This is a genomic window from Paenibacillus sp. V4I3 (assembly GCF_030817215.1).
GTDB lineage: Bacteria > Bacillota > Bacilli > Paenibacillales > NBRC-103111 > Paenibacillus_E.
Genome location: NZ_JAUSZA010000001.1, coordinates 6,038,896 through 6,063,642, shown reverse-complemented (window position 1 = coordinate 6,063,642; position 24,747 = coordinate 6,038,896). Strand labels below are relative to the sequence as shown.

Sequence of the window (24,747 nt, the reverse complement as noted above, 5' to 3'; positions counted from 1 at the left end):
CAGTTCCTCCGATGAAAGAGAGGACGGGGCTTATTTTTAACTCATAAGGCTTCTTACATATTGAAAAGTTTCATCAAGCGTATCATCAGCAAGCTGTTCTAAGGAGATATCGATGCCTGGTTTTGCCAGGTACAGCTTCTCCAAGAACGATTTCGTTTGAAAAATACCCTTACCAGATCGTACCTCTTTCAGCTTGTCGTTCTGAATGACAACATCCTTAAGATGGGCGAGGACAATCCGGTCACCAAAAGCAGCAAATGCCTGATCAAGGAAAACATCTTGTGAATCTATAGCTGTTGGCGGGAGCAGGTTGACTGGGTCAAATACAACTCCCAGATTACTGGATGGAACTTCATCCAAAATCCGAACCATTTTATCGCAGCTAGATAATGTGTGAGTGAATACAGGTTCGAGTCCGATGAAGACACCCCAACGTTCAGCTTCCTCTGCTAATTCTTCAACAGTTTGCTTGAGGGTTGCCCAACCAATGGCCTCATAACGCTCGGAATCCTGCGAAAGGTAAGTCGTTAGGTCAGCTGTCTCCGTCGCAACGATAGAGGTACCAAAGTCTCTGGCGAAACGCAAATGCTCTTTGAACCGGTTGATTTCATGACGCCGCTGCTGCGGATCAGGATGAATCGGGTTGATATAACAGCCAAGCACGCCAATCCGGATACCCGCACGGTGGAATTGCTCGCCAATGTGATTGGCCAGAGCAGGGCTGAGCCTACCGAGGCTGGTGTCAATATCACTGATCGCTTTGCTAAGTGCCAGTTGAACGAAGTCAATGCCTCGTCCGCTTAGCTTCTCTGTTAATTGCTTCAATGGAAGATGGCCGGCGGCATGGGCTAATGTACCGATTCCCATCTATCTAGCCATCCATCCGCCGTCCACGCACAGTACGTGTCCGTTCATATAATCCGATGCATGCGATGACAAGAACACAACTGGACCTTTCAAATCCTCTGGTGAGCCCCAACGGCCTGCCGGAATTCGATCTGTAATGGATTGTGTGCGTTTCTCATCTTTGAGAATAGGAGCCGTATTATTAGTCGTCATGTAACCAGGAGCGATGGCATTGATCTGGATGCCTTTTCCAGCCCACTCATTCGCTAATGCTTTGGTAACACCTGCGATTGCATGTTTACTTGCTGTGTAGCCAGGAACATTGATACCGCCTTGGTAGGTCAGCATGGAAGCGATGTTCACAATTTTGCCGCTGCCGCGCTCAATCATATGACGGCCAATCAGCTGGCACAAGAAGAACGCAGAGTTCAAGTTCAGATCAATAACATCGTGCCAATCTTGACGTGCATGGTCGACTGCCGGCGTACGTCGGATGATTCCGGCATTATTCACGAGAATATCGATGCCGCCGTAGATGCCGATGGCTTTGTTTACAACATCCTCGAGGATGTCTTCGTTGCTAAGATCAGCTGCGATCAGCTCAGCTTTGCCGCCTAATGCTCGGATGGCTTCTACCGTTTGAACGCTTTCGGAAGAGGATACAGCAATGACGTTTGCGCCTGCTTCTGCAAGGCCAATGGCCATTGCTTGACCAAGACCGCCGGAAGCGCCGGTTACGAAGGCCGTTTTGCCATTTAAATTAAAAAGTGTCATGAAGGATACTCCTTTTCACTATTGAGTTACGATCTGGATACCAGCATCACGGTACTGCTTGGCAATATCAGCGGGTAGGGAACTGTCTGTTAGGATCATTGCCACCTCAGACAAGGAAGCGAACGTTCTTAAGGCACATTGGCCGAATTTATAATGATCGGCAACGCCGTAAACCGTTGCGCTGGATCTAATCAATGCACGTTTATAATCGGCATGATCACTCGTGTAGATGGTAAAGCCATGCTGCAAATGAACGCCAGTGGCAGAGATAAATGATTTCTGAATGTTGAGCTTGCTCACATACTCCACGGCTTCGGGACCTGCGAGCATGTTGCGCAGACGGTAGCCGCCTGGAACAACCAGCCGAATTTCTTCCTTATGCAAGAGCTCGGAGATAATAAATAAATCGTTCGTTACAACAGTAAGCGGCTGATTCTCCAGCCGCCTAGCAATTTCAAGTGTCGTACTGCCGCCATCGAGGGCAATAATATCTCTTGGTTGAATGTAACGCAAAGCAATCGTCGCGATTTCGGATTTCTGATCAGCATGCTTAATGATCGGCTCTTTCGTTGAAAGTATGCCAAGCTGATCACTTTGAGCGAGCATCGCTCCGCCATGAATGCGAACAAGCAGCCCTTTTTCTTCGAGTTTGGCCAAATCTTCGCGAATCGTTTTACCAGTAACGTCCAGCCGTTCGCTAAGCTCGTTAACGGTTACTTCTTTCTGCGCCAGAAGTATTTCCATAATGGTTTCATATCTGCGTAAAGGGTTCATCGGGTGTCATCCGTTTCTAAATAGAGGTTACCGACTATTTTAAATCTTTCATGGCCACGGCGTCCATATCATCAAAAATTTGATTTTCGCCAGCCATGCCCCAAATGAAGGTGTAGTTGTTCGTGCCAACACCGCTATGAATGGACCAGCTTGGGGAGATGACAGCTTGCTCATTGCGCATAACTACGTGACGTGTTTGCTGCGGTTCACCCATCATGTGGAACACAACCGCATCTTCCGGCATGTCAAAGTAGAAGTAAACTTCGGAACGACGATTGTGAGTATGGGAAGGCATTGTGTTCCACATGTTGCCTGGCTTCAGAAGTGTCATACCCATAACGAGTTGACAGCTTTTTACGCCGCCTGTGTGGATGTATTTGTAAATCGTACGCTCATTAGATGTATTGATACTGCCTAAGTGAGTAGGAGTAGCTTCGCTGATGGCGACTTTTACCGTTGGATATGTTTGGTGAGCAGGTGTTGAATTAAAGTAGAATTTCGCTGGCTCGGCAGCATTTTCGCTTGCGAATGAAATGTCCTTCGCGCCAAGACCAATATAAATACAATCTTTGGAATCCATGTTGTAAACCGTTCCATCAACTGTGATCGTGCCTCTGCCGCCAACATTAATAATACCGATCTCGCGGCGCTCTAAGAAATAATCTGCTGCCATTTCTTTCTTGTCAGCTTGCAATTGAAGTGTGCCTGTAATAGGAAGCACGCCACCAATGATGAAACGGTCAACGTGGGAGTACACTAATTTAATTTCATTAGGTGAGAACAAAGAATTAATTTGAAACTCAGCTTGCAGGCGTTCAGTATCAAATTGCTTAACTTCATTCGGGTGTGATGCGTAGCGGATATCCATCGGTTAATCTCTCCTTAAAATTGGTTTATTTATGTTGATATGCGTTCATATAGGTTTAATTTACTCCAATAACGGGGTTTAGGCAAGGGTTTTTGGACCTATGTTTCAAAAGTTTCTGTTAGGGTGAATAAAGGATACGGATTAAGTAAACAACAAGCAAACGAGATTATGTTACACCTAGGAGGTTAGCGCATGGATAAAAGTCATTATTTCGATCACGTATGTAACGACACAATTCCCACTCAACCTGATGAGGAGGCCACAACACCGACAGATATGCTGAGTGAGGCTGTTGAGGAAATCATGGATAATGTAAAAAAGGTGTTCTCGACCAGCGATCCCGATGATCGGGATTAGGAACTGGAAAAGCTTCACCCGAGAATGGGAGAGTGCTGAAAAGAACCTTGCAGTCTACATGTGTAGATGCCAAGGTCCTTTTTCATTTAGACGTAAGGCGACGAAGTTTACCTTACTTAGGATAGTTTTCTACGGATTTTTGCTTGGCTAAGTGAGATTGTGGATAGGATAGGCATAATCATTCAAGCCAGTTTGATTCATTCTCCATTGGATCGGGGTCATGCCTGTAATGTTTTAAACACGGTGGCAAAATGTTGACTGGAAGCTCTGCATTCTGAAGGCAGGTCAGGCAAGCTTCCATCACGCTCTTACTTTCCATGGGTCTGGAGCTAATAAGACGAATGAGCCGCGTATGTCGGTCGTTGCACATCTGATGCCGGGCGGTACGAGCTACCGCGCAGGTGTACAGCGTCATGACAATTCCCGTCTGTTAGGACCGCATCCTTTTCACGGTCAAGCTTCTGCAAATGAGTATTTACCAGTTTTATTTAAACGATAATTAAGGTGCAAAATCCCTTCCATACGAAGGGATTTTCTTTTTTCCTACAGGCGGTTACAATTGCCTTAATGATGACACAGCTTTTCTGGAGATGAAGCACATGGCGAATCCGTTGGAACATCTTAGTTTTAATCAGGTAAAACCCCTTCAGAAATAAGGACTTCCTCTCAGGGAAAGGAGATTCCAATGCAGAATGGCGGTAGTCTATTCCCAGCCTTTGTGACCGAGCATCACTGCCATCCTCAAGTGATGGCGTATTATTTTAAACAATGGCAAGGCTTTGATATGTCCTTTCATCGCCATGATGCGGTAGAAATTATGTATACCATACAAGGTTCCTGCGACGTTGAAATCCAAATATTGCCTACACATATCGAGAGTGTTAGTCTCAAAAAGGGAGAGTTCATTATTATGGACGCAAATGTCTCCCATCGATTGATCGTTGACGAGGCTGCCCCTTGTAGAATGCTAAATGTAGAGTTCCGCTTTACCCAGCAAAAGGGTGTATTTCCATCTATTCATCAACTGGCTGCAGAAGACAAGCTATTGGCTTCTTTACTGGAGGTCAAATCTCCTTATTTGGTACTGCGCGACCCCGATGAGGTTTATCATATTATGAAAAGCTTGGTGCTTGAACTGGATAAAGCAGCCGCCAAAAGTGATACGATGGTTCAATTGCTCATCGCTCAACTACTCATTCGAATAGCACGACTTAGGCAAGAAGCAGCAAGCGGCGGCATGGCGCAAAGTGAGTGGTATGTGAAACAGAGCGTTGATTATTTGCATCAGAACTATGACCGCGACATTCAAGTGAAGGATATTGCTGGAGCTGTAAATTTACACCCCGGGTATTTACAGCGGATTTTCAAATCGTTAACAGGGCAAACCCTTATGGCTTATTTAACCGTGATTCGAATGGAAAAAGCCAAAATGCTGCTGCTGGAAACAGATGTGCCGATTTCAGAAATATGCGATTATATCGGGGTTGGGAGCCGACAGTATTTTCATATGCTTTTCAAAGACTATACCGATTTAACCCCTACGGAATATCGGAAATCAATGGATACTCACAAGTGGGAATATCCAGAAAAAAGTTAGGATTTTTGACAAATCACCTCCGATGAAGTTAGGAATTTGATAACGTTTTCTCTTTCGATCTTGATACAATGTGAATTGTAGATTAAACGATAGAGAGGACGATAGATATGTCATTTAAGGTAGCTTTTATTGGAGCAGGGAGTATTGGATTTACACGTGGGTTACTTCGAGATTTGTTAGCAGTATCTGAATTTCACGATATTCAAGTCGCTTTTACAGACATCAATCAACATAATTTAGATATGGTTACCGAGCTCTGCCAAAGGGATATTCGAGAAAATGGATTGAAAATAGAGATTCAAGCTACAACAGATCGTAGAGCAGCTTTGAAAGATGCGAAGTATGTCTTATGTACGATTCGTGTGGGAGGTCTGGAGGCTTTTGCCACCGATGTGGATATTCCGCTGAAATACGGCGTTGACCAATGTGTGGGCGACACGCTATGTGCAGGCGGCATTATGTATGGTCAGCGCGGCATTTCGGAAATGCTTCGCATTTGCCAAGATATTCGAGAAGTGGCGGCGCCTGATGTGCTGTTGTTAAATTACGCGAATCCGATGGCCATGCTGACTTGGGCTTGCAACAAGTACGGTGGTGTGAGGACGATTGGTCTGTGTCACGGTGTTCAGCATGGGCATCAACAAATTGCGGAAGTATACGGCTTGGAGAAAAAGGAAGTAGACATTATTTGCGCAGGTATCAATCACCAAACTTGGTATGTACAGATCCGTCACAACGGTCAGGATTTGACGGGCGGTCTGCTGGAAGCCTTCGAGAACCATCCGGAGTTCACGCGTACGGAGAAAGTGCGTATCGACATGCTGCGCCGCTTTGGCTACTATAGTACAGAATCCAATGGACATCTGAGCGAGTATGTGCCTTGGTATCGAAAGCGCGCTAGCGAAATCCAAGATTGGATCGACATGGGCAGCTGGATTAATGGAGAAACAGGCGGCTATCTGCGTGTTTGCACGGAGGGTCGCAACTGGTTCGAAACGGAGTTTCCGAACTGGATGAAGGATAAGGCATTCGTTTACGAAGCAGAGAAACGCAGTGAAGAGCATGGCTCTTATATTATTGAGGGTCTTGAGACAGGACGCGTATATCGTGGACATTTCAACTTGGTTAATAACGGTGTCATCTCGAATTTGCCTGATGATGCAATTATCGAAGCGCCTGGCTATGCAGATCGCAACGGTATCTCGATGCCGCATGTTGGAGACCTGCCGCTTGGGCCAGCAGCGGTATGCAATGTAAGTATTTCTGTGCAGCGGCTTGCTGTCGAAGCGGCCGTGCATGGCGATGAAAAGCTGCTTCGTCAAGCGTTTATGATGGATCCGCTCGTAGGAGCCGTCTGCAATCCCAATGAAATATGGCAGATGGTCGATGAAATGTTGGTCGCACAAGAGTCATGGCTGCCACAATACGGCACGGCTATTGCCGAAGCGAAACAACGTCTTGCAGCTGGGAACCTCGTTCCTACGCGCAGCTATGAAGGAGCAGCGCGCTTGAAGGTGAAAACAGTGGAAGAAATGCAGCAGGATCGTGAAGCTGCGAATAAAAATGCAGGTGAAGCGGACAAAGGGAAAGATCGCGCAGCTGTTAACTCTTAATGTTCGTTTGGATTCAAGTATGTTCATTTAGGTGCTTTTCAGTTATAATTAAAAAAGTAAGTGAGGGACCGCTTGCGGTCCTTTTATTTTTTTCGGTAATCGTTTAATAATGAAAGGGGAAAGTCAGATGTCTAATATTGGCGTATGGGAAGCAGCCGAGCCAGGCGTTCAGCGCTGCATTCTGAAAGCTGAGGTTGGTTTGATGATGATGGAGGTTCATTTCGAGCCAGGAGCCATTGGTTACCAACACAGTCATGTTCATGAACAAATGTCCTATTGCTTAAAAGGGAAAATTGAGTTTACTATAGATGGTGTGGTGACCGTTATCAGCCAAGGCCAGACGGTATACATACCAAGTAACGCTAAGCATGGTGTTACGGCATTAGAAGAATCCGCGTTGTTAGATGTCTTCACACCGATTCGCGAAGATCTTGTAAAACGGTAACCAGTTGCACTTGCAACTGGTTTTTCTTTCCTAATCAACATTGAATGCGCTTGCAAATTTGGCGGAAAGGAGGCTGAACATGAGTAGAAGAGGTCGTAGAGCTTGGATCTGGTTCTACAGAAACTTGTTTTTGCGTGATCGTCCACTGACAGTGAAACTGCTCGTCTATTCGGCAATGCTAGTTGTCATTCCGCTGCTTGTGGTTGGGCTGATTTCTTATCAGAAATCATCTGAAGTGCTGCGCGAGGAAGCCAATTTGAGTAACAAGCAAATCATTGAGCAAGTCAAGCTGCATATTGAATACTATATTCGAGATTTCGAGATCGACTCGATTCGCATGCAGAATCATCCTTCGATGCAGCAGTTTCTAAGGATGACAAGTGAACAGGAAGTGAAGAATTCAGGCATTCGCGAGCCCATGATGCAGCTTTTGAACGACACCGCCTACTCCCGATCAGACATCTCTCGGATCATGCTTGTTATGGAAAATCAGACTGTCTTGGATACAAGCATGAATAAAAACGTGACCCCGGCGCTGCAATTGATTCAGGAGCCATGGTTTGCCAGTGTACCCTCCAACAGTGACATTATGTTGATCATCAGACCGCCTTCTCAGCGCTACGAGCTGGAATATGTGCCTGTTCTCTCCATCGTGAAGCGCTTAGTGAGTCCCAATACATTAGAGCCCGTTGCAACGTTAATTATGGAAGTCAACTTCAAACGGATTCAAGAGATTGCTGAACGGGTTACAATTGGCCGAACGGGGTATTTATCTATTCTCGACTCATACGGGCGTTATATTTATTCACCTGAATACACGAAAATTGGACATTTGGCGGATTGGGATCAATTAGAATGGATTTTACAGCAGGAAAGTGGATCTTACCAAGCACAAACAGGAGATAAGCCTTTCTACACCTTCAGCCTGTCATCCTATTTAAATTGGCGGTTGGTGACGACGATCCCTGAAGAAGAATTGACACGTGGAACCGAGTATATTCGGCGAACGATTTGGTGGACGGTTCTTGCCACATTACTGATTGCCTATTTGATTGGGATTGGTTTTGCTACGAGTATCGTTCGACCTGTAAGGGCGCTGCAATTTTTCATGAAAAGAGTGAAAGAGGGCGACTTTCTGGCTCGTGTGGATATCGAATCTAAGGATGAGATTGGGCAGCTAACGAACGATTTTAATAAAATGGTCGAAAAGCTCCAGGTACTGCTCGATGAAATTTACTACTCTCAGCTCCGAGAGAAGGATCTTCAGCTGCGCCAAAAAGAGACAGAGCTGAAAGTGCTGCAATCGCAGGTTAATCCGCACTTTCTCATGAACGCTTTAGAAACGGTGCGAGGGATGGCACTGGAAAAGGATATGACCGACATCTCTGTGCTAGTTGCCTCCCTTGCTCGACTACTGCGTTACAATTTAAATCATGCTGGGGCAACGATCTCCTTGCAGCAGGAAATTCAGATATGCGACATGTATTTACGGATTCAGAAATATCGGTTTGACGATAAACTTACCTATGAATTCCAGATCCCTGAATGGGCAGAAGGACAAATCATCGCGAAGTTCGCTTTACAGCCCTTGGTTGAAAATTGTGTCATTCATGGCATTGAAACGAGTGCACAGCCTGTTCATATTGTCATTTCAGCTGCTCAATTAAATGATCATCAATTTGTAGTTGAAATTAAGGATAGCGGTGTTGGTATTCCGGCTGCGAAACTCCGTGCCTTACAGCTCGATTTGCTGCAGAAAGACATGATTACGGCGGTGTCACAGATCGGCATCGTCAATGTACATCGGCGTATCTCTTATCTGTTTGGTGACGCCTACGGTCTAGAGCTAGACAGTGAAGCAAATGCAGGAACTCTGGTGAGAATCAAGCTGCCGTTGAAGCCTCATGGAGAGGAAGGGAGGTAATAGTAGGTCATGTACAAAGTCATTCTCGTAGACGATGAAAGATGGGTTCGTGTCGTGCTGCGTAAAGCCGTGGAACAAACAAAGCTTCCTTTCGAAATCGTGCAGGAATGCGCGAACGGTTTAGAAGCTATCGATGCACTACAGAAGCATAGAGCTGATTTGGTTATCTCGGATGTGAAGATGCCGATTATGGACGGCATTGCTTTGGCGGAGCAGATGACACAGGTATCAGCCAATTTAATCCTAGTGAGCGGGTATGACGATTTTCAGCTAGCTCAGCAAGCGATTCGCTACGGGGTGAAGGACTATCTGCTGAAACCTGTGGAAATGGAGGCGATGGCAGATTGTTTGGGCCGATGGATGCAAGACAGGATAACGAAGACAGCGAGGCGGTTGGCGGATTCCCCGCTAATCGGAACGGACGAATTGTCAGCTATTGAACAAGTACAGCAGTTTATCGGCTTGAACTTATCCAGAGATATCAGCTTAACCGATGCCGCAGCATTGGTCCATTTGAACCCCAGCTACTTGAGCCAACTCTTTAAGCAGCAAACGGGAGGCAAGTTCGTCGATTATGTCATTGAAATGCGCATGGAAGAAGCGAAGAAGCTGCTTATAAAAACGTCTTTACGTGTTTCTGAAATCGCGGAAAGGCTTGGTTACGGGGATATTTCTTACTTTAGCAGTACGTTTAAAAAGTTGACAGGCTGCTCCCCGTTGGAATATAGGAAATGTGGCGGAAGGTTGGATGAAGCCAAATAGAAGCGAAATGAAGTCAAATGAAAAAGGACACCTGAGGGGAGAGTGCAACCCTTAGAATGTCCTTTTTTTACTTTGTTCTGAATTGCCTATTTTCTAGCTTTTTCGATCGCGTCTAACGTTTCTTTGTAGTCGTTGCGATACTTCTCGATAACAGGCTTTACAGCATCTTGCCATGGCCCCAGGTCAGATACGTCCGTAATCGTAACTCCCGCCGCTTTCACTTTGGCTTCGGAATCCTTCTCGAATTTATCCCATTCTACTTTTTGCGTTTTGACGGATTCAATAGCAGCTTTTTTAATAAGTGCTTTATCGTCAGCAGACAGCTTATCCCAAGCTACTTTAGAAATCAAAAGCACTTCAGGCACCCGTTGGTGCTGATCAAGAATGAGATTTTTGGCTTGTTGAAAATGATTGGAAGAGAAATAGCTCGGATAGTTGTTCTCAGCGGCATCGATGATACCTGTTTGCAAAGCATTGAAGACGTCTCCATAAGGCATTGGTGTTGCATTCGCGCCAAGTGCGTTCATGAGATCAATATTGACCTTGTTTTGAATAACGCGTATCTTGAGTCCTTTCAGATCGGCGATGCTTTTAATCGGCTTCTTGGAATAGAAATGACGAGCTCCTGAGCTGTAATACGCCAGTCCCTTCATACGTGAAGACTCTAAGCTATCGAGCAGCTTCGTTCCTTGTTCACTTTCCAGAAATTTCCACTGATGATTATCATTATCGAAAATGTAGGGCAAGCTGAACACTTCATATTGCTTGTTGAACCCGCCAAGTGCTCCCGTACTGACACGAGTGAATTCAATCGCGCCAAGTTGAACTTGCTCGATCACGGCCTTCTCCTCACCGAGCTGAGAGGCAGGGAATACATCGATTTTGATGCGGCCATCCGATGCTTGATTGACGAGTTCGGCGAATTTCTTATCGCCAAGTGTCGTAGGGTAGTCAGCAGGGTGTGTCTCAGCCAGACGGAAATTTAATTTAGGTCCATCGGCTTTCTTCGTCGCTGCTGCAGGGCTCGCGGCTCCAGGAGTCGTTGTTGAACCGCTATTCGTCGGTGTACTTCCGCCACCGCAAGCCGCAAGCAAGAGACTAGTACCAATTACTGTACTTAGAGCCGTGATGTATTTTCTTTTCATTTTCATATCGAATATTCACCCTTTTTATCGAATTTGTTGAGTTATTTCCTTATTTCATTAAGTTAGGAAGCCACATGACAAGACCAGGTATATAGGTAAGTATCATGAGTACAACGCACATGACATAAAAGAACGGCATCATGGCTTTGGTGCCTTCAGAAATCGAAATATTTCCAATAGCAGAGCCTACGAAGAGAACGGTTCCGACAGGTGGTGTCAGCAATCCAATGCCTAAGTTTAACATCATAATGATGCCGAAGTGAACAGGATCCATGCCAAGGGTCGTCACGACCGGAAGTAAAATAGGCGTCATGATTAAGATGAGTGGAGCCATATCCATCGGTGCGCCCAGTAAGAGCAGCAAGACATTGATGATCAGCAAAATAACAATGGGGCTGTCTGTGATGCCCAGCATCCAATCCGTTAACATGCCGGGAACTTTGAGAAAGGCTAGTACCCAGCTGAAGGTAGCGGAGGCAGCTATCAGGAAGAGCACCATCGCTACGGTTCGGAATGTACGTTGGAGAATGATCCACATCCGGCTTATGGGAATATCTCGGTACACTAAAAAGGTAAGAATAAAAGCGTAGAGACAAGCTAATGCGCCGCTTTCTGTAGCCGTAAACCATCCTGTGAATATACCGCCTAGAATGATGACGGCAGTCAAAAGGGAAAGCAGGCCATCGCGTACAATCTTTGGGATTTCTCGCACTGGAACAGCTTCACTCTTCGTATAACCCCGCTTGATGGCGATGATATAACTCGTGATCATAAGGGAGACACATAGGATCAATCCCGGGACTATGCCCGCTAGGAAAAGCGACGCGATGGAGATTCCACCTCCAGCCGCTAGGGAATAAAGCACGAGGTTGTGGCTTGGCGGCACAACAACGCCTTGAATAGCGGCAGAGACCGTAACGCCAACTGCGTAATCGGTATCATAGCCCTTTTTCTTCATCATCGGAATCATGACAGAGCCGATGGAGGAGACGTCAGCAATGGCTGATCCGGAGATGTTTCCGAAGAACATACAGGCGACGCAGTTGACCATGGCTAAGCCTCCGCGTATGCCTCCAACGAGAACTTGAGCGAGATTGATGAGGCGCAAAGCCATCTGGCCTTCACTCATAATTTGCCCGGCAAGTATAAAGAACGGAATGGTTAGGAGGGAGTAAGAGTTCATCCCCTGAATCATCGTTTGGCCCACGGTTGCCAGCGGGACTTTCAAGTAAAGTAAGGTGAGCAATGATGAACCAGCTAAAGCCAATGAGATCGGAAAGCGGAGGACGATCAGACCAACAAAAGTGATACAAAGTATGAGAATAGCTATGGTCGGATCCATTATTCGGGGCCTCCTTCTTTCATATTTTGATGCCGCTTCGTCTCGATACCAAACAACTGCAAGAGCGCATAGGCACAGGTCATGACGCCGGTTATTGGCATGATGACATACAGTGTGCTGTTAGGCAGGCCCGTCGCCGGTAATTCTGATTCATTCATGATGACGGTGAAGTCCCAACCAAAGTACACGAGATAGGCACCAAAGGCGAGAATAACTAGCTCGATGACTTTATCAAGAACTTTATTGACGGAGGCTGGAAGCTTGTGGGTGAAGGAATCGATGCCCAAATGCAGCTTCTCACGAAAGCCAATCGCAATGCCCATGAAGGAAAACCAGACAAGAAGCAGCATGGTCACTTCCTCCGACCAGAAGAATACGAAGTCAAACAGCTTGCGGGTCATGACCTGTGCGGTGACGATGATGATCATACTAAGCAAGCCGATGAGGGCGGCAGACTCGATACATGTATCAAAACCGAGAGCAATTTTTCGAAGTATTCTCATCGTAAAGCGGACCTCCTCTCTCTAATTTGTAAGTGCTTTCATTAATGTGACTTAAGTATAGCGCTCCTATCTACCCACAGGTATGCCATTGTTTTTAGTTTTTTTTGTAGTTTTTTTAGATATTTGGTTGGGTTGAAACAAATAATGAACAGTTGTCGGAGGGACAACCTGCTCATTATTTGACTACAACAATTCACACGCCTAAATGCTATTTTGCAACTTGAAGTTGCAGTTCGTACAACATTTTGAGGCCATTTGTTGCAAAATCGCCTGTCTCGGGCCCAATTATTATACATTATAGAGCGACGAAGGGTAAGAGGCGGGATTTAGGTAGTAATTGTTGTGCTTTTTACAACATCTTTCTCCCGAGTATGTGGATTCATTCATCTAGTGTTCAACGGTTCCTCCATTCCTTTTATAAGAATTGCATGCCCATATAGACAGCAACAGCCCATATCATACAAGCAGAAACCTTGTTTAATTTGTCAATGAATTGCCCCCCAGGATCACGCTTGCCCACTAGGCGTCCTGCGAACGCTAAACCGAAGAACCAGAACCAGGAAACTAGAATAACGCAGACAGTGAACACCCATTTTTCTCCGCCAACATATTGTAAGGAATTTGTACCGATAACTCCAATCGTATCAAGTATAGCGTGGGGATTCATTAACGAGACGGATGCTGCAAACAGGATTTGTTTTTTTGGCTCATTTTCCCGTTGTGAGGTCATCGAGCCAGGTTTACTCCTCCAGAGTACCCATCCCATATATAACAGGAAAAAGAATCCAAATCCATAGAGCGCTGCTTGAAGCCAAGTGAAGGATAATACGACGAAAGAAACGCCTAAGACTGCCAATAAAATAAGGATCGTGTCACAAACCGACGCCGTGAGGATGACAGGCAGTGATTTAAGGTAAGATGGCCCGCGGGCACCTTGGTTGAATACGAAAACATTTTGTACCCCTACAGGCAGAATGAGCCCAAAACCCAAAATAAGCCCATGTAAAACAGTTTCCAGCAAAACGATCTCTCCCATCTATAAGACTATTCTTCACTAGTATAGAACAAATCTATTGGATGTCTCCCTCCAAATGGATGGCGTATCACCCAACCAAATGTTATATTTGAACTTGTTAGGAGAGGATCATAGCATGGACTGGAAACCGGACTTATCGTCGGAAACCCCTTTATATATTCAGATTAAAGATTTTATTAAAAATAAAATATCGCTAGGCGAATGGGCGGTTGGGACCAAAATTCCTTCACAGCGTGCGCTGGCTGAACGCTTTAACGTGAATCGAAGTACGGTTGTGACCGCGCTGAGCGATTTAATTGCCGAGGGCTTATTGGAGGGCAACACCAAAGGGGGGACTAGAGTCATCAATAACTCTTGGAACCTTTTAGCGGCTTCGCCTCCCCCTGACTGGAGCTCTTATGTGCAAGCCGGCACTTATTATCCAAACCAGCCTGCCATACAGCACATTAATCGTGCGGAATTTCAAGATGGCATTATCCGTTTGGGGACTGGAGAGCTTTCCCCTGAACTGCTTCCTTCTGAAGAAATGAAAAAGATTTTTGAAAATAGTTCATTGAATCCTTTCTCATTGGGATATGAAGAACCTAAGGGAAATCAGTATTTGCGGGAACAGGTAGCCGCGTACATGCATGGAATTGGCGTTCAAACTTCACCCTCCAACATTCTTATTGTATCTGGCTCGCTCCAAGCATTACAGCTCATATCCATCGGTTTGCTGCAGCGAGGTTCTTCCATCCTTTTGGAAAAGCCATCTTATCTGTATTCGGTCCATGTGTTCCAATCTAGTGCAATTAAGCTAGTTGGTCTACCTATGGATGAAGAAGGCATTCAGACGAATCAGATTAGCCGTTACAAAGAAGGCTATAACGCTTCACTGCTTTATACCATTCCTACTTTCCATAATCCTACCAGTACGCTGATGTCAGAGCCAAGACGTCAAGAGCTGATGAGAATCTGCGCGGATGAGGGACTTCCAATCATTGAGGACGATGCCTACAGGGAGCTTTGGTTTGAAACGCCACCACCTCTACCATTAAAGTCCAGGGACCCTAATGCACTAGTCCTCTATTTGGGGAGTTTGTCGAAGACCTTAAGTCCAGGACTAAGAATTGGTTGGGTAGTTGCCCCAGAGCCGGTTATTGAACGATTGGCTGATATTAAAATGCAGAACGATTACGGCTCGAGCTCGGTATCCCAATGGGCAGCAGCCGAATGGCTTGGCAGAGGCTTATATCAAGAGCATCTTGTCTATGCTAGAGATCAACTTAAGAGAAGACGGGATCTCACTGTTCAGTTGTTGAAGACCAATTTTACAGAGATTGCTTCCTGGTCAGTGCCGGCAGGCGGTTTCTACATTTGGGTTCGTCTCCATGTGGATGTGCCCATGCAAATGCTGTTTGAGCGTGCTTTGAAAGCAGGGATTTTGCTGAACCCGGGTTCGATTTATGATAGAAATGCGGGAAGTTACTTGCGTATTTCCTATGCCTACGCCAAGCTTCATGAGCTTGAATGGGGGATTGAGCATTTGGCGGAGATGATTAAAGAGTTAGCTGGGGTCAGTAAAAATAAATAAATTCTGAGGTGATCGGGTGTCTATTAAAGATTTGAATCATTTATTATTTTCTGTTTCTAATTTAGAGAAATCGATTTCGTTTTATCAACATGTTTTTGATGCAAAGCCGTTAGTTAAAGGAAGAAGTACTGCCTATTTTGATCTGAATGGCATGTGGATTGCCCTAAATGTAGAACAAGATATTCCACGTAATGAAATAAATCTATCGTACACACACATTGCTTTTTCAATTGAAGAAGCCGACTTTGATGGTCTGTATGAGAAACTAAAGAAATTGCATGTTAACATCCTTCCAGGTCGTCCAAGAGACGAGAAAGATAAGAAGTCTATTTATTTCACAGACCCAGACGGTCATAAGTTCGAATTTCATACAGGTACTTTACAGGACAGATTAGATTATTATAGACAGGATAAAACGCATATGGAGTTTAACGATGAATAAATGTTTCTAATTTGGAATGTAAAAAGCTAAGAGCCCACGCTCTTTTTTCCTGTGCGCATACCTATAAGGAAGGTGTTTAACCTGATTATAAGGTCGCAGGAGGCTTTAACCCGATGTATAAAATGATATGCCACTGGAACCGGTTGGACTGGAATTTCCCCAATCCCGGGATGAAACAGGAGTTCGAGACGAACCAATTCTGGAAAAAGGCGATGCCCGCGGGCGTCAAGGTCGATCATCAAGGCAACTATTATGTTTCAGTCCCGCGGTGGGCGCACGGTATACCCGCTACGATGAACCGCATTGTCGTAAGGGATGGAAAACCGTTACTGGAAGCCTTCCCAAGCTGGGATTGGAATAAGGCCGGTAACGTTCAAGCATTACAATCCGTCCTCGGCTATGAGATAGACGAATATAACCGGATGTGGCTGCTGGATCAGGGTAAAATCGCTTATGCACCTTCTCCGGAAGGCTCACAGAAGCTGGTCATCTGGGACTTGAATACGAATAAGCTGCTCGACTCGATCGTCATTCCGAACGAAATTGCGCCACTTCGAACTTCCTTCCTCAATGACGTCGTAATCGATAACAAGAACGGATTCGTTTACATAACGGATTCGGGATGTGGTTGGCCGGACCACCCGCTGGATGGCGGAATCATCGTTTACAACATGCGAACGAGAACGTTTCGGCGAGTATTGGACCGGCATTACAGCACACAGGAATTTCCCGATTTTCATTTTCAAATCGATTACAAACCTGTGTTTAAAGATAAGCCACTGCGCATCGGCGCCGACGGCATTGCCTTGTCCGCAGACCGCAGCACGTTGTACTATTGCCAGGTAACCGGCCGCAATTTGTACGCTATCGATACCTCACTTCTGAAAAACGATCAGACGCCTCTTGAGCAAATTAAAGATGCTGTGAAAGTGATCGGCAGCAAAGGCACGACCACCGACGGTATGCACGCAGACAATAAAGGCAATATATTCTACACGATGCTAGAGGGAAAAGGGATCGGCTTCTACGATGCTAGTGGTCGCAGCTTTCATAACTTTGTGTCTGACGATCGGATGCTTTGGGTGGACGGAGTCGCTTTTGACCAGAAGGGCTCGATCATTTTTAACAATAATCGGCTTCACGAGATGTTTGGCGGCTACGAAATAGATTGGAGCTATCCATACAATCTGATTATTTGGAAAGCATATGTCGGGAGGGACGTTAAATCCTATCTGTACGCATAGAATCATTTAGAATAAAAGAGAATTTTAGCGAAATTCTGCAACATGAAGTGGCTGTCCAAAAAGTCGCCGAAGATGACTGTGGATGTGCTAAATAGAGAAAAGGCACGCTAAAAGCGTGCCTTTTCTTGTTCTTTTGTTACTCCAAATAGTCATGTTATTAAGAAAGGTTCTGAATGATTGGTGATTAATGGTTGTCCTTCTTTATAGTACAAATGAGGAGAAAGCAGGATAAAAAAGATATGAACATCGCGAAAGCCATGTTCACATAAAATCGTATAGAGTTCTTTAACAATGCTATCATGCAATTCCTGATCTCTAGGGAACATATATATTTCTAAGGATAGGGGAGAATTATTTAATTGTTCCACAAGAAGAAGTTCAATTTTTATTTTCTCTTGCAAAACGCCCGTTAACTTTGAAAATTGTTGGATGACGGTACTTGAAATCGAAGAAATGAAATCCTTTTGAAAACCTTTAAATCTGAGAAAAGGCATATGGGTTCCTTCTTTGCAAAATGGTTAGCGAATTTATATATTTTAATAAAAAATTCAGGTAAAAACAAATCCTATATTAGATGAAACCATTCTCATATGTAGATAAGTACATAATCTGAACGATATATCTTATAATGAGATCGAATAGACTTTAAATTGATCAGGATTTGACTATTGTGGGGGTAAAGACAATGAGCAGCTTACCAAAACAATTCGTTCAAACATTAAGAGACGTCCATAAGGGTAAAGCCGAAGAGTGGTTGAGAAATTTTGACAGGCTTATTTATGATTGTGAAAAGCGTTGGCAAATGAAAATGATGTCCCCGTTTGATTTATCTTTTAATTTTGTGGCTCCTGCCATTCGGAAAGACGGAACTGAAGTTGTGATAAAACTCGTCATTCCAGGTGATGAATTTGTATCTGAAGTCGATGCTCTAACACTTTTTAATGGGAATGGCATAGTTAAAATCATTGATGTTGATATCGCAAAAGGGATTCTTATTCTTGAACGATTAATTCCAGGGCAAACACTAGCGTCATTAGAAAGTGAGGACGAAGCTGCACATATAGCCTCACAAGTAATGAAGAAATTATGGATTCCTGCACCTTCTAATTCATCTAGCATTCCAACAACTATGCATATGGAAGAGAAATTAATCAATATTTATAAGAGAAATATAGAAGGTCACGGTCCTATAACAAAAGATATTCTACATGAAGCAGTTGACACTTATAGATCAATGAACGCTATGCCGGATAAACCATTTTTACTTCATGGCGATTTACATCATTACAATATTTTAATGGCTGCTAGAGAACCTTGGTTAGCGATTGATCCTAAAGGGTTGATTGGAGACAGAGAATACGACGTCATTCAGTATTTATTAAATAAATTGCCTAATGGAGATTCAACACATGTCATTGAGAAGCGTATTGATATATTTGTAAAAGAGTTGAACTTAGACAAAAAAAGAATGTTATCGTGGGGTTTTGCACATTCAGTTCTAGCAACCTGTTGGACAGTTCAGGAGGATGGTAGATATAACGTGCCTTTTTTTGATGCCATCCATGTTTTTAAGAGCTTGAAGCAGATATAACGATGTCTAATATTTAAAAAAATGGCTATCCCCCGGGTCTGTTAAGACTTAAGGGATAGCCATTCTTTATACCATTTGAGCTTTAGTCGTTAGAAAGCTTGAAAACCTCCAGCAGCTTGAAGAACAAGCTGAGTAGAATGGCAACTATGGTGGCCAGTGCCATACCTTTCAGTTCAAAATGTCCCAATTTCAGCGTTGCTCCGCTAAGGCCAATGACAAGAACAACGGTTGTTAGAATTAGATTGACCGGTTTGGAATAATCGACTTTGGTTTCCACCAGCATGCGGATCCCCGAAGCGGCGATGATACCGAACAGCAGCAAGGAAACGCCGCCCATGACAGGAGTTGGAATGGTTTGAATCAATGCTGAGATTTTTCCGACAAAGGAGAGCACAATCGCCAGGATCGCTGCTCCTCCGATAACCCACACAGAATATACGCGGCTAATCGCCATGACACCGATGTTTTCACCGTAAGTTGTATTTGGTGTTGAACCTACTAAGGAGGACAGCATCGTAGAGATGCCATTTCCGAGTAAGGATCTACTTAGTCCAGGGTCTTTTGATAAATCTTTTCCTACCATATTCCCGGTAACAATCAAGTGGCCAATATGCTCCGCAATGACGACTAAAGCAGCAGGAGCAATGATTAAGATACTCGCCAGATCGAATGTTGGGCTGTAAAATGTAGGGAGTCTGAACCACTGAGCAGCCCCAAACGTTTCACCAATATGCACCAAACCAAGCAGTGCTGCAAGTAGGTAACCGACAAAGATGGCTACCAAAATGGGAATGACCTTCAAAAGTCCACGAAAGACAATGGAACCTACTACGCCTACCAAAAATGTAAAAATAGAAACCGAGATAACGATAGGATCGGGAACCCAGGCTTCTTTTAAATTAGCCGGTGGAATAATACCTGCCATAGTGGCAGCTGTAGGCACCAACTCTAAACCGATAACGGAAACTATCGCTCCCATCGCAGCAGGTGGAAATACAACGTCAATCCAGCGTGTCCCCACGACCCGAATCAACAACGCTATGATTGTAAAAATCAATCCAACAACCAGAAATCCGCCTAACGCCGAACTATATCCTTTGGAAGCGATGACGACGAAAACAGGAGAGAGGAAGGCGAAGCTTGACCCCAAGAAAGCCGGGATCTTTCCTTTTGTGATGAAAATATAAAGCAAGGTGCCTATCCCGTTCATCAAAAGAATAGTAGCTGGATCGACATGAAACAAAATAGGGACCAGCACGGTGGAGCCAAACATAGCAAATAAATGTTGTAAACTAAGGGGAATACTTTCGCCTATGGAGGGGCGTTCATCTACTTGAATAATACGAGACACGGTTGGAACTCCCTTCTTAAAGTTATCGTACGATATCTTACCATAATTCGAATGAAAAGAAGAAATAATTATCAAAAATTCTATAAGACAATTTAGGGCATACCATCTTGTTTAATGCTGTCTTTACTTTGTTATTGACAGATTATACAATAATCGGACAATCATAAGTTTATGGAGTCCCTATATGTTAACTCATTTCAAGAAAAAATTCCGCTGGAGTCCTCCTCAAGTTATGGCGATCGGATTCCTAGTGATCATCCTAATTGGTGCCGTACTACTGTGGCTGCCTATCTCCTATTTTGGCGCAGGCAGATTAACATTCATTGATGCCTTATTTATGGCGACTTCCGCTACTTGTGTTACCGGGCTGTCCGTGATCAATACAGGAGCACATTTATCGGCCTTTGGGGAGATTGTCATCATTCTGCTAGTCCAAATTGGCGGGCTCGGCTTTATGACCATGTCTACATTAATCGCACTCGTTCTCCGCCGTCGTATTTCCTTTCAGGAACGCCTTATTCTCAAGGAGGCGATGAACCATGAATCAACGGAAGGCATAGTCCGTCTTTTTCGTAAGGTGCTGATCTATGCGCTGTATATTGAACTGGCAGGCGCATTGTTATTCGCACTTCGCTGGTCATTTGAAATGCCAATTGGCCAAGCGTTGTACTTCGGTATTTTTCATAGCATATCGATATTCAACAACGCAGGATTCGATCTGTTTGGCGGTTTACCTAATAGAATGGGAAGTCTCATGCATTATGTAGAGGACCCGTACCTGAATATCGTTTCGATGGTGCTTATCATTTTAGGCGGAATCGGATTTATCGTTATCTCTGACTTGCTTACATACCCTAAGAATAAAAAACTAACGCTGCACAGCCAGGTTGTCCTCAGCGCCTCCGCGGCTTTGATATTGTTAGGCACACTGGTCATCTTTGTGTTTGAGTACTCGAATTCCCTCACACTGCAGCCGTTGTCCGCCATAGGCAAAACGCTCAGCGCGATGCTGCAATCCGTGTCATCACGTTCAGCGGGTGTGAACACGGTCGATATTGCCTCGATGAGGCAAGCTACGCAGTTTTTTATTATTATCATGATGTTTATCGGAGCCGCGCCAGGTTCTTCCGGTGGGGGTATTAAGGTGACTACCTTCGTAATTCTTGTTGGAGCGGTTTACGCAATGGTTCGAGGCAGGGATGAAATTGTTCTGTTCCACCGAAGAATCTCGAAGGATCGGATTTATAAAGCTATTACATTTGCGTTACTCTCCTTTATCTTAATCGTACTTTCGACAATGATCCTCTCGATCACCGAGAACTTCCATTTCTTAGGGATTTTGTTCGAGGTTACATCGGCGTATGCTACTGCGGGAATGTCGGTTGGATTAACGTCGCAGCTCTCGGGATTCGGTAAAGTTTTCATCATCATTCTGATGTTCGTCGGACGTCTTGGCCCCGTCTCGCTTGCCTATTCCTTGTCGCCATTGCCGAAAAAAGAGCCTTACCGTTACCCGGAGGGGAAGATCACGATCGGCTGATATTAAAGGTATTGCGCTCCTCATTTTTCACTAATTTCTACCTCTTTATCATTTTCCACACGCAGAAAAACCTTGATATGACAAGGTTTTTTTTGTTTTTAAAGGAAAGTCAAAGAAAAATATAAGCGGGTGGAAATCGTTTTATTTACGAAAGTTGGAAGCGCTTTTAATATAAAAAGGGAAGCTGACACGCTTACAAGTAAATACCCAAAGCGTAACTGCAAATAAAAGGGAGGAACACAAATGACAAGAAAGCCGATCCGTATCATTACCGTATTATCAACAATCATTATGATTCTGGCTGCTTGCAGTGGAAAGGCCGACGTAAACAAGGATATAGGTACAGTCGGCAATGCGACGAGATCACCTGTAAGCTCGCCAACGGCTGCGGCCAATCCTAACGGCGATACCGGAGGATTAAAGCTTCCACTGGTGGACAAACCAACGACGCTGACTTGGATGCTGCCGAGCAATTCATCCAATATTAAAGAAGATCGGCTGGTTGTGCAGGAAATATTAAAACATACAGGCATTAAAGTCGAGTTCCAGACGTATTCGCCTCAAACTTATCAAGATAAGCTTAAGGTTGTTGTTGCCTCAGGCAAGCTGCCGGACATTTTCAGCGGACTCAAGCCGGCGGAATTAAAGAAAATCGGTAAACAAAAAGGTGTAGTTGCCATCAATGATTACACGGATCAACTTCCAAATTTCAAAAAGTTATACGTGGAAGAAAACAATTGGGTCATAAAATCTTATGGCGATGAAAACGGAAAGCTGTACACGTGGCCTATATTTAACCTGAATCGGGATGTCAATCACGGTTTTATGTTTAGAAAAGATGTTTTTGACAAATTAGGGATAAAAGAATGGATGAATACGGAAGAGTTTTATCAAGCGCTCAAAAAACTGAAAGAAGCTTACCCGGACTCCTATCCGTATGCCTCGAAAGGTCTTGCCAATATTTTTAGAGACTGGTCGTTCGGCTGGGGCATAGGCAACGGATACTTATCCTTCCTATTATGACGAGAAAGATAAAACTTGGAAGTATGCGAGCGTTCAGCCTGAGCATAAGGAAATGCTGGATTTCATGAAGAAGGTGTACAACGAAGGCTTATTGGATCCTGAGTTTTTGACAGATACGCAGGATTCGTGGACAACGAAGATGACCACCGGCAAGTCTTTTGTTACTTGGGATTGGATCGGACGTTTGGATTTATTCTATAACCAAATTAAGGATAAAAATCCCGATTATAATCTGCGTTATGCCAATCCGATCGGTCCGACCGGCAACGTAAGAACACTGCCTAAAGTATCTGATTTTAGCGTGACAGTCTCCAACAGTAAAAACAAAGAAGCAGCTCTTAAACTTCTTGACTACTTGACGAGCCCGTCCGGCGGCGAATTGATGACGATTGGGGTCGAGGGCGTGAATTTTGAGTGGGGCAAAGATGGGGTCCCTGTCTATCCACAACTGAAGGATCTGCCTCTGGTTGACATCGGCGTGCTGGAAGACCGCTATGCAATGTGGCTGGAGGGGGCTTACTTGCGACCGGATCGCCGCAGTGTGTATTACAAATTTTCTGAGAAAGAACGCGAAGCACAGGATAAAATTCTGAAAGGCAAAAAGTTTGAGCCTGTCGATCCTATTTTGAACTTCACAGATGAAGAAATATCGACCTTAGCTCAGCTTCAAACATCGCTGCAAAAAGCAGCCGAAGAATTTAACGCCAAGTATATCCTTGATAAAAAATACGGGGATAGCCAGTGGGAAGAATGGAAAAAGACGATTGCGAAAAAAGGACTGGATGCGTATATCAAAGTCTACAACGACGCACAAAAACGGTATGATGCAGCCAAATAACCCAAAGACAGAATCCCGATTATCGGCCGCATTCAAGCATATGAGGCGGGATCGCCAGCTGCTAATACTTTTTATTCCATGTATAATCTTCTACGTTTTATTCCGATACGGCCCCTTACATGGGTTGATTATTGCCTTTAAGGATTACAGTGTCTTCTCTGGCGTGCTGGGCAGTGAGTGGGTCGGGCTGAAGCATTTTATCCAATTTTTCACCAATCAAGATTTCTGGATACTGCTCTACGTCCTTTTCAATAACAAACTGACTGTTATTGATCCGCAAACGCTGGAGTTTCGCACTTTGGCGGACACTTCAAGATTTGATCTGGGAATGGATGGCAACTTATACTTTACCGATCAGGCGACCAATACGATTTTATACCGAATGAAGGTAGATGGGGAAATCGTGGAGGAGCCACCGGGCATTCCAGTTTCTATCCGCAACGCTGGATTGGAAGATACTGTGAATAATGGTGTTATTCCCGGTTGGACTTCTTTGTTCACAACAGGAACGGATTACCGGTTTGAAATCAACGGTGATCGCAGCTTCTCCGGATCCAAAAGCCTGAAGATCACGGATAAACTCCGGACAGCTTCCGTTGCCGTACAAAGTGACAAGATTCCGGTCAAGCCTGGTGAAGAATACCAAGCGGGCGTTAATCTGTACATTGAGTCAGGTCAACCGGGATTCATGTTCCGTTTCTTTGACAAGAACAACGCGACGATCTCCACGCTGGAAATCCATCTGGACGAATCCAGATTGGCCCAATGGCAGAAGGTGACACTCAAAGGAAAGGCGCCGGCCAATGCAGCCTACGCTAGTCTAATCGCTGTTACGAGCCGATATAATATTTCATCAGCGTATTATGATGATTTTTTCATTAGTGTCAAAGATTCAGTCCCGCCGATCTCAGTCGCAAGCATCAATCCGTCTCCGAACGAGAGCGGTTGGATCAATAAGGATGCGGCCGTAACGATTGAAGCAAACCATGCCTACTCCATCTCCTATTCCGCTACGGGGGCGCAGTCGATTAATCAAACGACAGTAAAGGGATCAACAATTCAATTCCCGATTTCTGCAGAAGGGGTAAGCTTTATCCGGACTGGTTACGAATTCGTGTTCATCTCCACTCGTTGGGCAACCTGCCTATACGTTTGAACC

25 protein-coding genes and 1 pseudogene are annotated in these 24,747 nt (G+C 44.6%); 16 read left to right on the top strand and 10 right to left on the bottom strand.

All coding sequences use genetic code 11. The features are described from left to right. Positions 1–36: 36 nt before the first annotated feature. The 4 genes from QFZ77_RS28250 to kduI are packed head-to-tail and all read right to left on the bottom strand — an operon-like array spanning position 37 to position 3,262. Positions 37–867 carry a sugar phosphate isomerase/epimerase family protein gene (locus QFZ77_RS28250; protein ID WP_307444636.1) on the bottom strand — a complete coding sequence of 277 codons (831 nt, stop codon included), beginning with the start codon at positions 865–867 and terminating at the stop codon, positions 37–39. Continuing rightward, complete coding sequence (gene kduD / locus QFZ77_RS28245) at positions 868–1,620, bottom strand: 2-dehydro-3-deoxy-D-gluconate 5-dehydrogenase KduD (RefSeq protein WP_307444634.1); 753 nt, start codon at positions 1,618–1,620, stop codon at positions 868–870. It lies immediately after the preceding gene. A gap of 18 nt (positions 1,621–1,638) precedes the next feature. Next, on the bottom strand, positions 1,639–2,394 hold the full coding sequence (locus tag QFZ77_RS28240) for a DeoR/GlpR family DNA-binding transcription regulator (RefSeq protein ID WP_307444632.1): 756 nt from the start codon (positions 2,392–2,394) through the stop codon (positions 1,639–1,641). Between the two features lie 34 nt (positions 2,395–2,428). Further along, positions 2,429–3,262 (bottom strand): 5-dehydro-4-deoxy-D-glucuronate isomerase, encoded by an 834-nt coding sequence (kduI, locus tag QFZ77_RS28235; protein WP_307444630.1) that lies wholly within the window; start codon positions 3,260–3,262, stop codon positions 2,429–2,431. A 192-nt stretch (positions 3,263–3,454) separates the two neighbouring features. Between kduI and QFZ77_RS28230 the strand changes: the two genes are divergently transcribed. The 8 genes and pseudogenes from QFZ77_RS28230 (at position 3,455) to QFZ77_RS28195 (ending at position 9,960) form a co-directional block, all read left to right on the top strand. Beyond that, complete coding sequence (locus tag QFZ77_RS28230; RefSeq protein ID WP_307444628.1) at positions 3,455–3,619, top strand: hypothetical protein; 165 nt, start codon at positions 3,455–3,457, stop codon at positions 3,617–3,619. 271 nt (positions 3,620–3,890) lie between these two features. Then, positions 3,891–3,962 (top strand): annotated as a pseudogene (locus QFZ77_RS28225) (phytanoyl-CoA dioxygenase family protein); the annotation flags it as partial. A gap of 9 nt (positions 3,963–3,971) precedes the next feature. Continuing rightward, a complete protein-coding gene (locus tag QFZ77_RS28220) occupies positions 3,972–4,118 on the top strand; it encodes a hypothetical protein (RefSeq protein WP_307444626.1) in 147 nt (48 codons plus the stop codon). A gap of 186 nt (positions 4,119–4,304) precedes the next feature. Then, the gene (locus QFZ77_RS28215; RefSeq protein ID WP_307444624.1) at positions 4,305–5,216 is read left to right on the top strand and encodes an AraC family transcriptional regulator; all 912 of its coding nucleotides are present in this window, start codon (positions 4,305–4,307) and stop codon (positions 5,214–5,216) included. Between the two features lie 107 nt (positions 5,217–5,323). After that, positions 5,324–6,829 (top strand): alpha-glucosidase/alpha-galactosidase, encoded by a 1,506-nt coding sequence (gene melA / locus QFZ77_RS28210; protein WP_307444622.1) that lies wholly within the window; start codon positions 5,324–5,326, stop codon positions 6,827–6,829. A gap of 127 nt (positions 6,830–6,956) precedes the next feature. Further along, a complete protein-coding gene (locus QFZ77_RS28205; protein ID WP_307444621.1) occupies positions 6,957–7,274 on the top strand; it encodes a cupin domain-containing protein in 318 nt (105 codons plus the stop codon). Between the two features lie 79 nt (positions 7,275–7,353). Then, positions 7,354–9,198, top strand: a complete 1,845-nt coding sequence (locus QFZ77_RS28200; protein ID WP_307444619.1) for a sensor histidine kinase — start codon at positions 7,354–7,356, stop codon at positions 9,196–9,198. Positions 9,199–9,207: 9 nt separating this feature from the next. Then, positions 9,208–9,960, top strand: a complete 753-nt coding sequence (locus QFZ77_RS28195; RefSeq protein ID WP_307444617.1) for a response regulator transcription factor — start codon at positions 9,208–9,210, stop codon at positions 9,958–9,960. 86 nt (positions 9,961–10,046) lie between these two features. On the opposite strand, the gene QFZ77_RS28190 is transcribed toward QFZ77_RS28195, so the two are convergent. The 4 genes from QFZ77_RS28190 to QFZ77_RS28175 form a co-directional block, all read right to left on the bottom strand. Beyond that, a complete protein-coding gene (locus QFZ77_RS28190) occupies positions 10,047–11,111 on the bottom strand; it encodes a TRAP transporter substrate-binding protein (protein ID WP_307444615.1) in 1,065 nt (354 codons plus the stop codon). Positions 11,112–11,154: 43 nt separating this feature from the next. Next, positions 11,155–12,447: a TRAP transporter large permease gene (locus QFZ77_RS28185; RefSeq protein WP_307444613.1), complete on the bottom strand. Its 1,293-nt coding sequence runs from the start codon at positions 12,445–12,447 to the stop codon at positions 11,155–11,157. Then, positions 12,447–12,950 carry a TRAP transporter small permease gene (locus QFZ77_RS28180; RefSeq protein ID WP_307444611.1) on the bottom strand — a complete coding sequence of 168 codons (504 nt, stop codon included), beginning with the start codon at positions 12,948–12,950 and terminating at the stop codon, positions 12,447–12,449. The genes QFZ77_RS28185 and QFZ77_RS28180 overlap by 1 nt, the downstream gene beginning before the upstream one ends. A 415-nt stretch (positions 12,951–13,365) precedes the next feature. Next, on the bottom strand, positions 13,366–13,971 hold the full coding sequence (locus QFZ77_RS28175; RefSeq protein WP_307444609.1) for a LysE/ArgO family amino acid transporter: 606 nt from the start codon (positions 13,969–13,971) through the stop codon (positions 13,366–13,368). 130 nt (positions 13,972–14,101) lie between these two features. On the opposite strand from QFZ77_RS28175, the gene QFZ77_RS28170 reads away from it, so the two are divergent. From QFZ77_RS28170 to QFZ77_RS28160, 3 genes are all read left to right on the top strand, one after another. Then, on the top strand, positions 14,102–15,559 hold the full coding sequence (locus QFZ77_RS28170) for an aminotransferase-like domain-containing protein (protein WP_307444607.1): 1,458 nt from the start codon (positions 14,102–14,104) through the stop codon (positions 15,557–15,559). Between the two features lie 16 nt (positions 15,560–15,575). Next, entirely contained in the window at positions 15,576–16,001 is a 426-nt protein-coding gene (fosM, locus tag QFZ77_RS28165) for a FosM family fosfomycin resistance protein (protein WP_307444604.1), read from the top strand. Between the two features lie 113 nt (positions 16,002–16,114). Further along, a complete protein-coding gene (locus tag QFZ77_RS28160; protein ID WP_307444601.1) occupies positions 16,115–17,245 on the top strand; it encodes an L-dopachrome tautomerase-related protein in 1,131 nt (376 codons plus the stop codon). Positions 17,246–17,394: 149 nt separating this feature from the next. Here QFZ77_RS28160 and QFZ77_RS28155 read toward each other — a convergent pair whose 3' ends face one another. Then, a complete protein-coding gene (locus tag QFZ77_RS28155) occupies positions 17,395–17,739 on the bottom strand; it encodes a DUF1904 family protein (RefSeq protein WP_307444600.1) in 345 nt (114 codons plus the stop codon). 191 nt (positions 17,740–17,930) lie between these two features. On the opposite strand from QFZ77_RS28155, the gene QFZ77_RS28150 reads away from it, so the two are divergent. After that, on the top strand, positions 17,931–18,836 hold the full coding sequence (locus QFZ77_RS28150) for an aminoglycoside phosphotransferase family protein (protein WP_307444597.1): 906 nt from the start codon (positions 17,931–17,933) through the stop codon (positions 18,834–18,836). Positions 18,837–18,918: 82 nt separating this feature from the next. On the opposite strand, the gene uraA is transcribed toward QFZ77_RS28150, so the two are convergent. Then, positions 18,919–20,187: a uracil permease gene (gene uraA / locus QFZ77_RS28145; protein WP_307444594.1), complete on the bottom strand. Its 1,269-nt coding sequence runs from the start codon at positions 20,185–20,187 to the stop codon at positions 18,919–18,921. 184 nt (positions 20,188–20,371) lie between these two features. Between uraA and QFZ77_RS28140 the strand changes: the two genes are divergently transcribed. The 4 genes from QFZ77_RS28140 (at position 20,372) to QFZ77_RS28125 (ending at position 24,744) form a co-directional block, all read left to right on the top strand. After that, positions 20,372–21,727: a TrkH family potassium uptake protein gene (locus QFZ77_RS28140; protein ID WP_307444592.1), complete on the top strand. Its 1,356-nt coding sequence runs from the start codon at positions 20,372–20,374 to the stop codon at positions 21,725–21,727. A 243-nt stretch (positions 21,728–21,970) separates the two neighbouring features. Then, the gene (locus tag QFZ77_RS28135; protein WP_307444590.1) at positions 21,971–22,750 is read left to right on the top strand and encodes an extracellular solute-binding protein; all 780 of its coding nucleotides are present in this window, start codon (positions 21,971–21,973) and stop codon (positions 22,748–22,750) included. A gap of 52 nt (positions 22,751–22,802) precedes the next feature. Further along, positions 22,803–23,588 carry an extracellular solute-binding protein gene (locus QFZ77_RS28130; protein WP_373462662.1) on the top strand — a complete coding sequence of 262 codons (786 nt, stop codon included), beginning with the start codon at positions 22,803–22,805 and terminating at the stop codon, positions 23,586–23,588. Then, a complete protein-coding gene (locus tag QFZ77_RS28125) occupies positions 23,533–24,744 on the top strand; it encodes a hypothetical protein (protein ID WP_307444585.1) in 1,212 nt (403 codons plus the stop codon). Before QFZ77_RS28130 ends, QFZ77_RS28125 begins: the two co-directional genes overlap by 56 nt. The last annotated feature ends 3 nt before the right edge of the window (positions 24,745–24,747 follow it).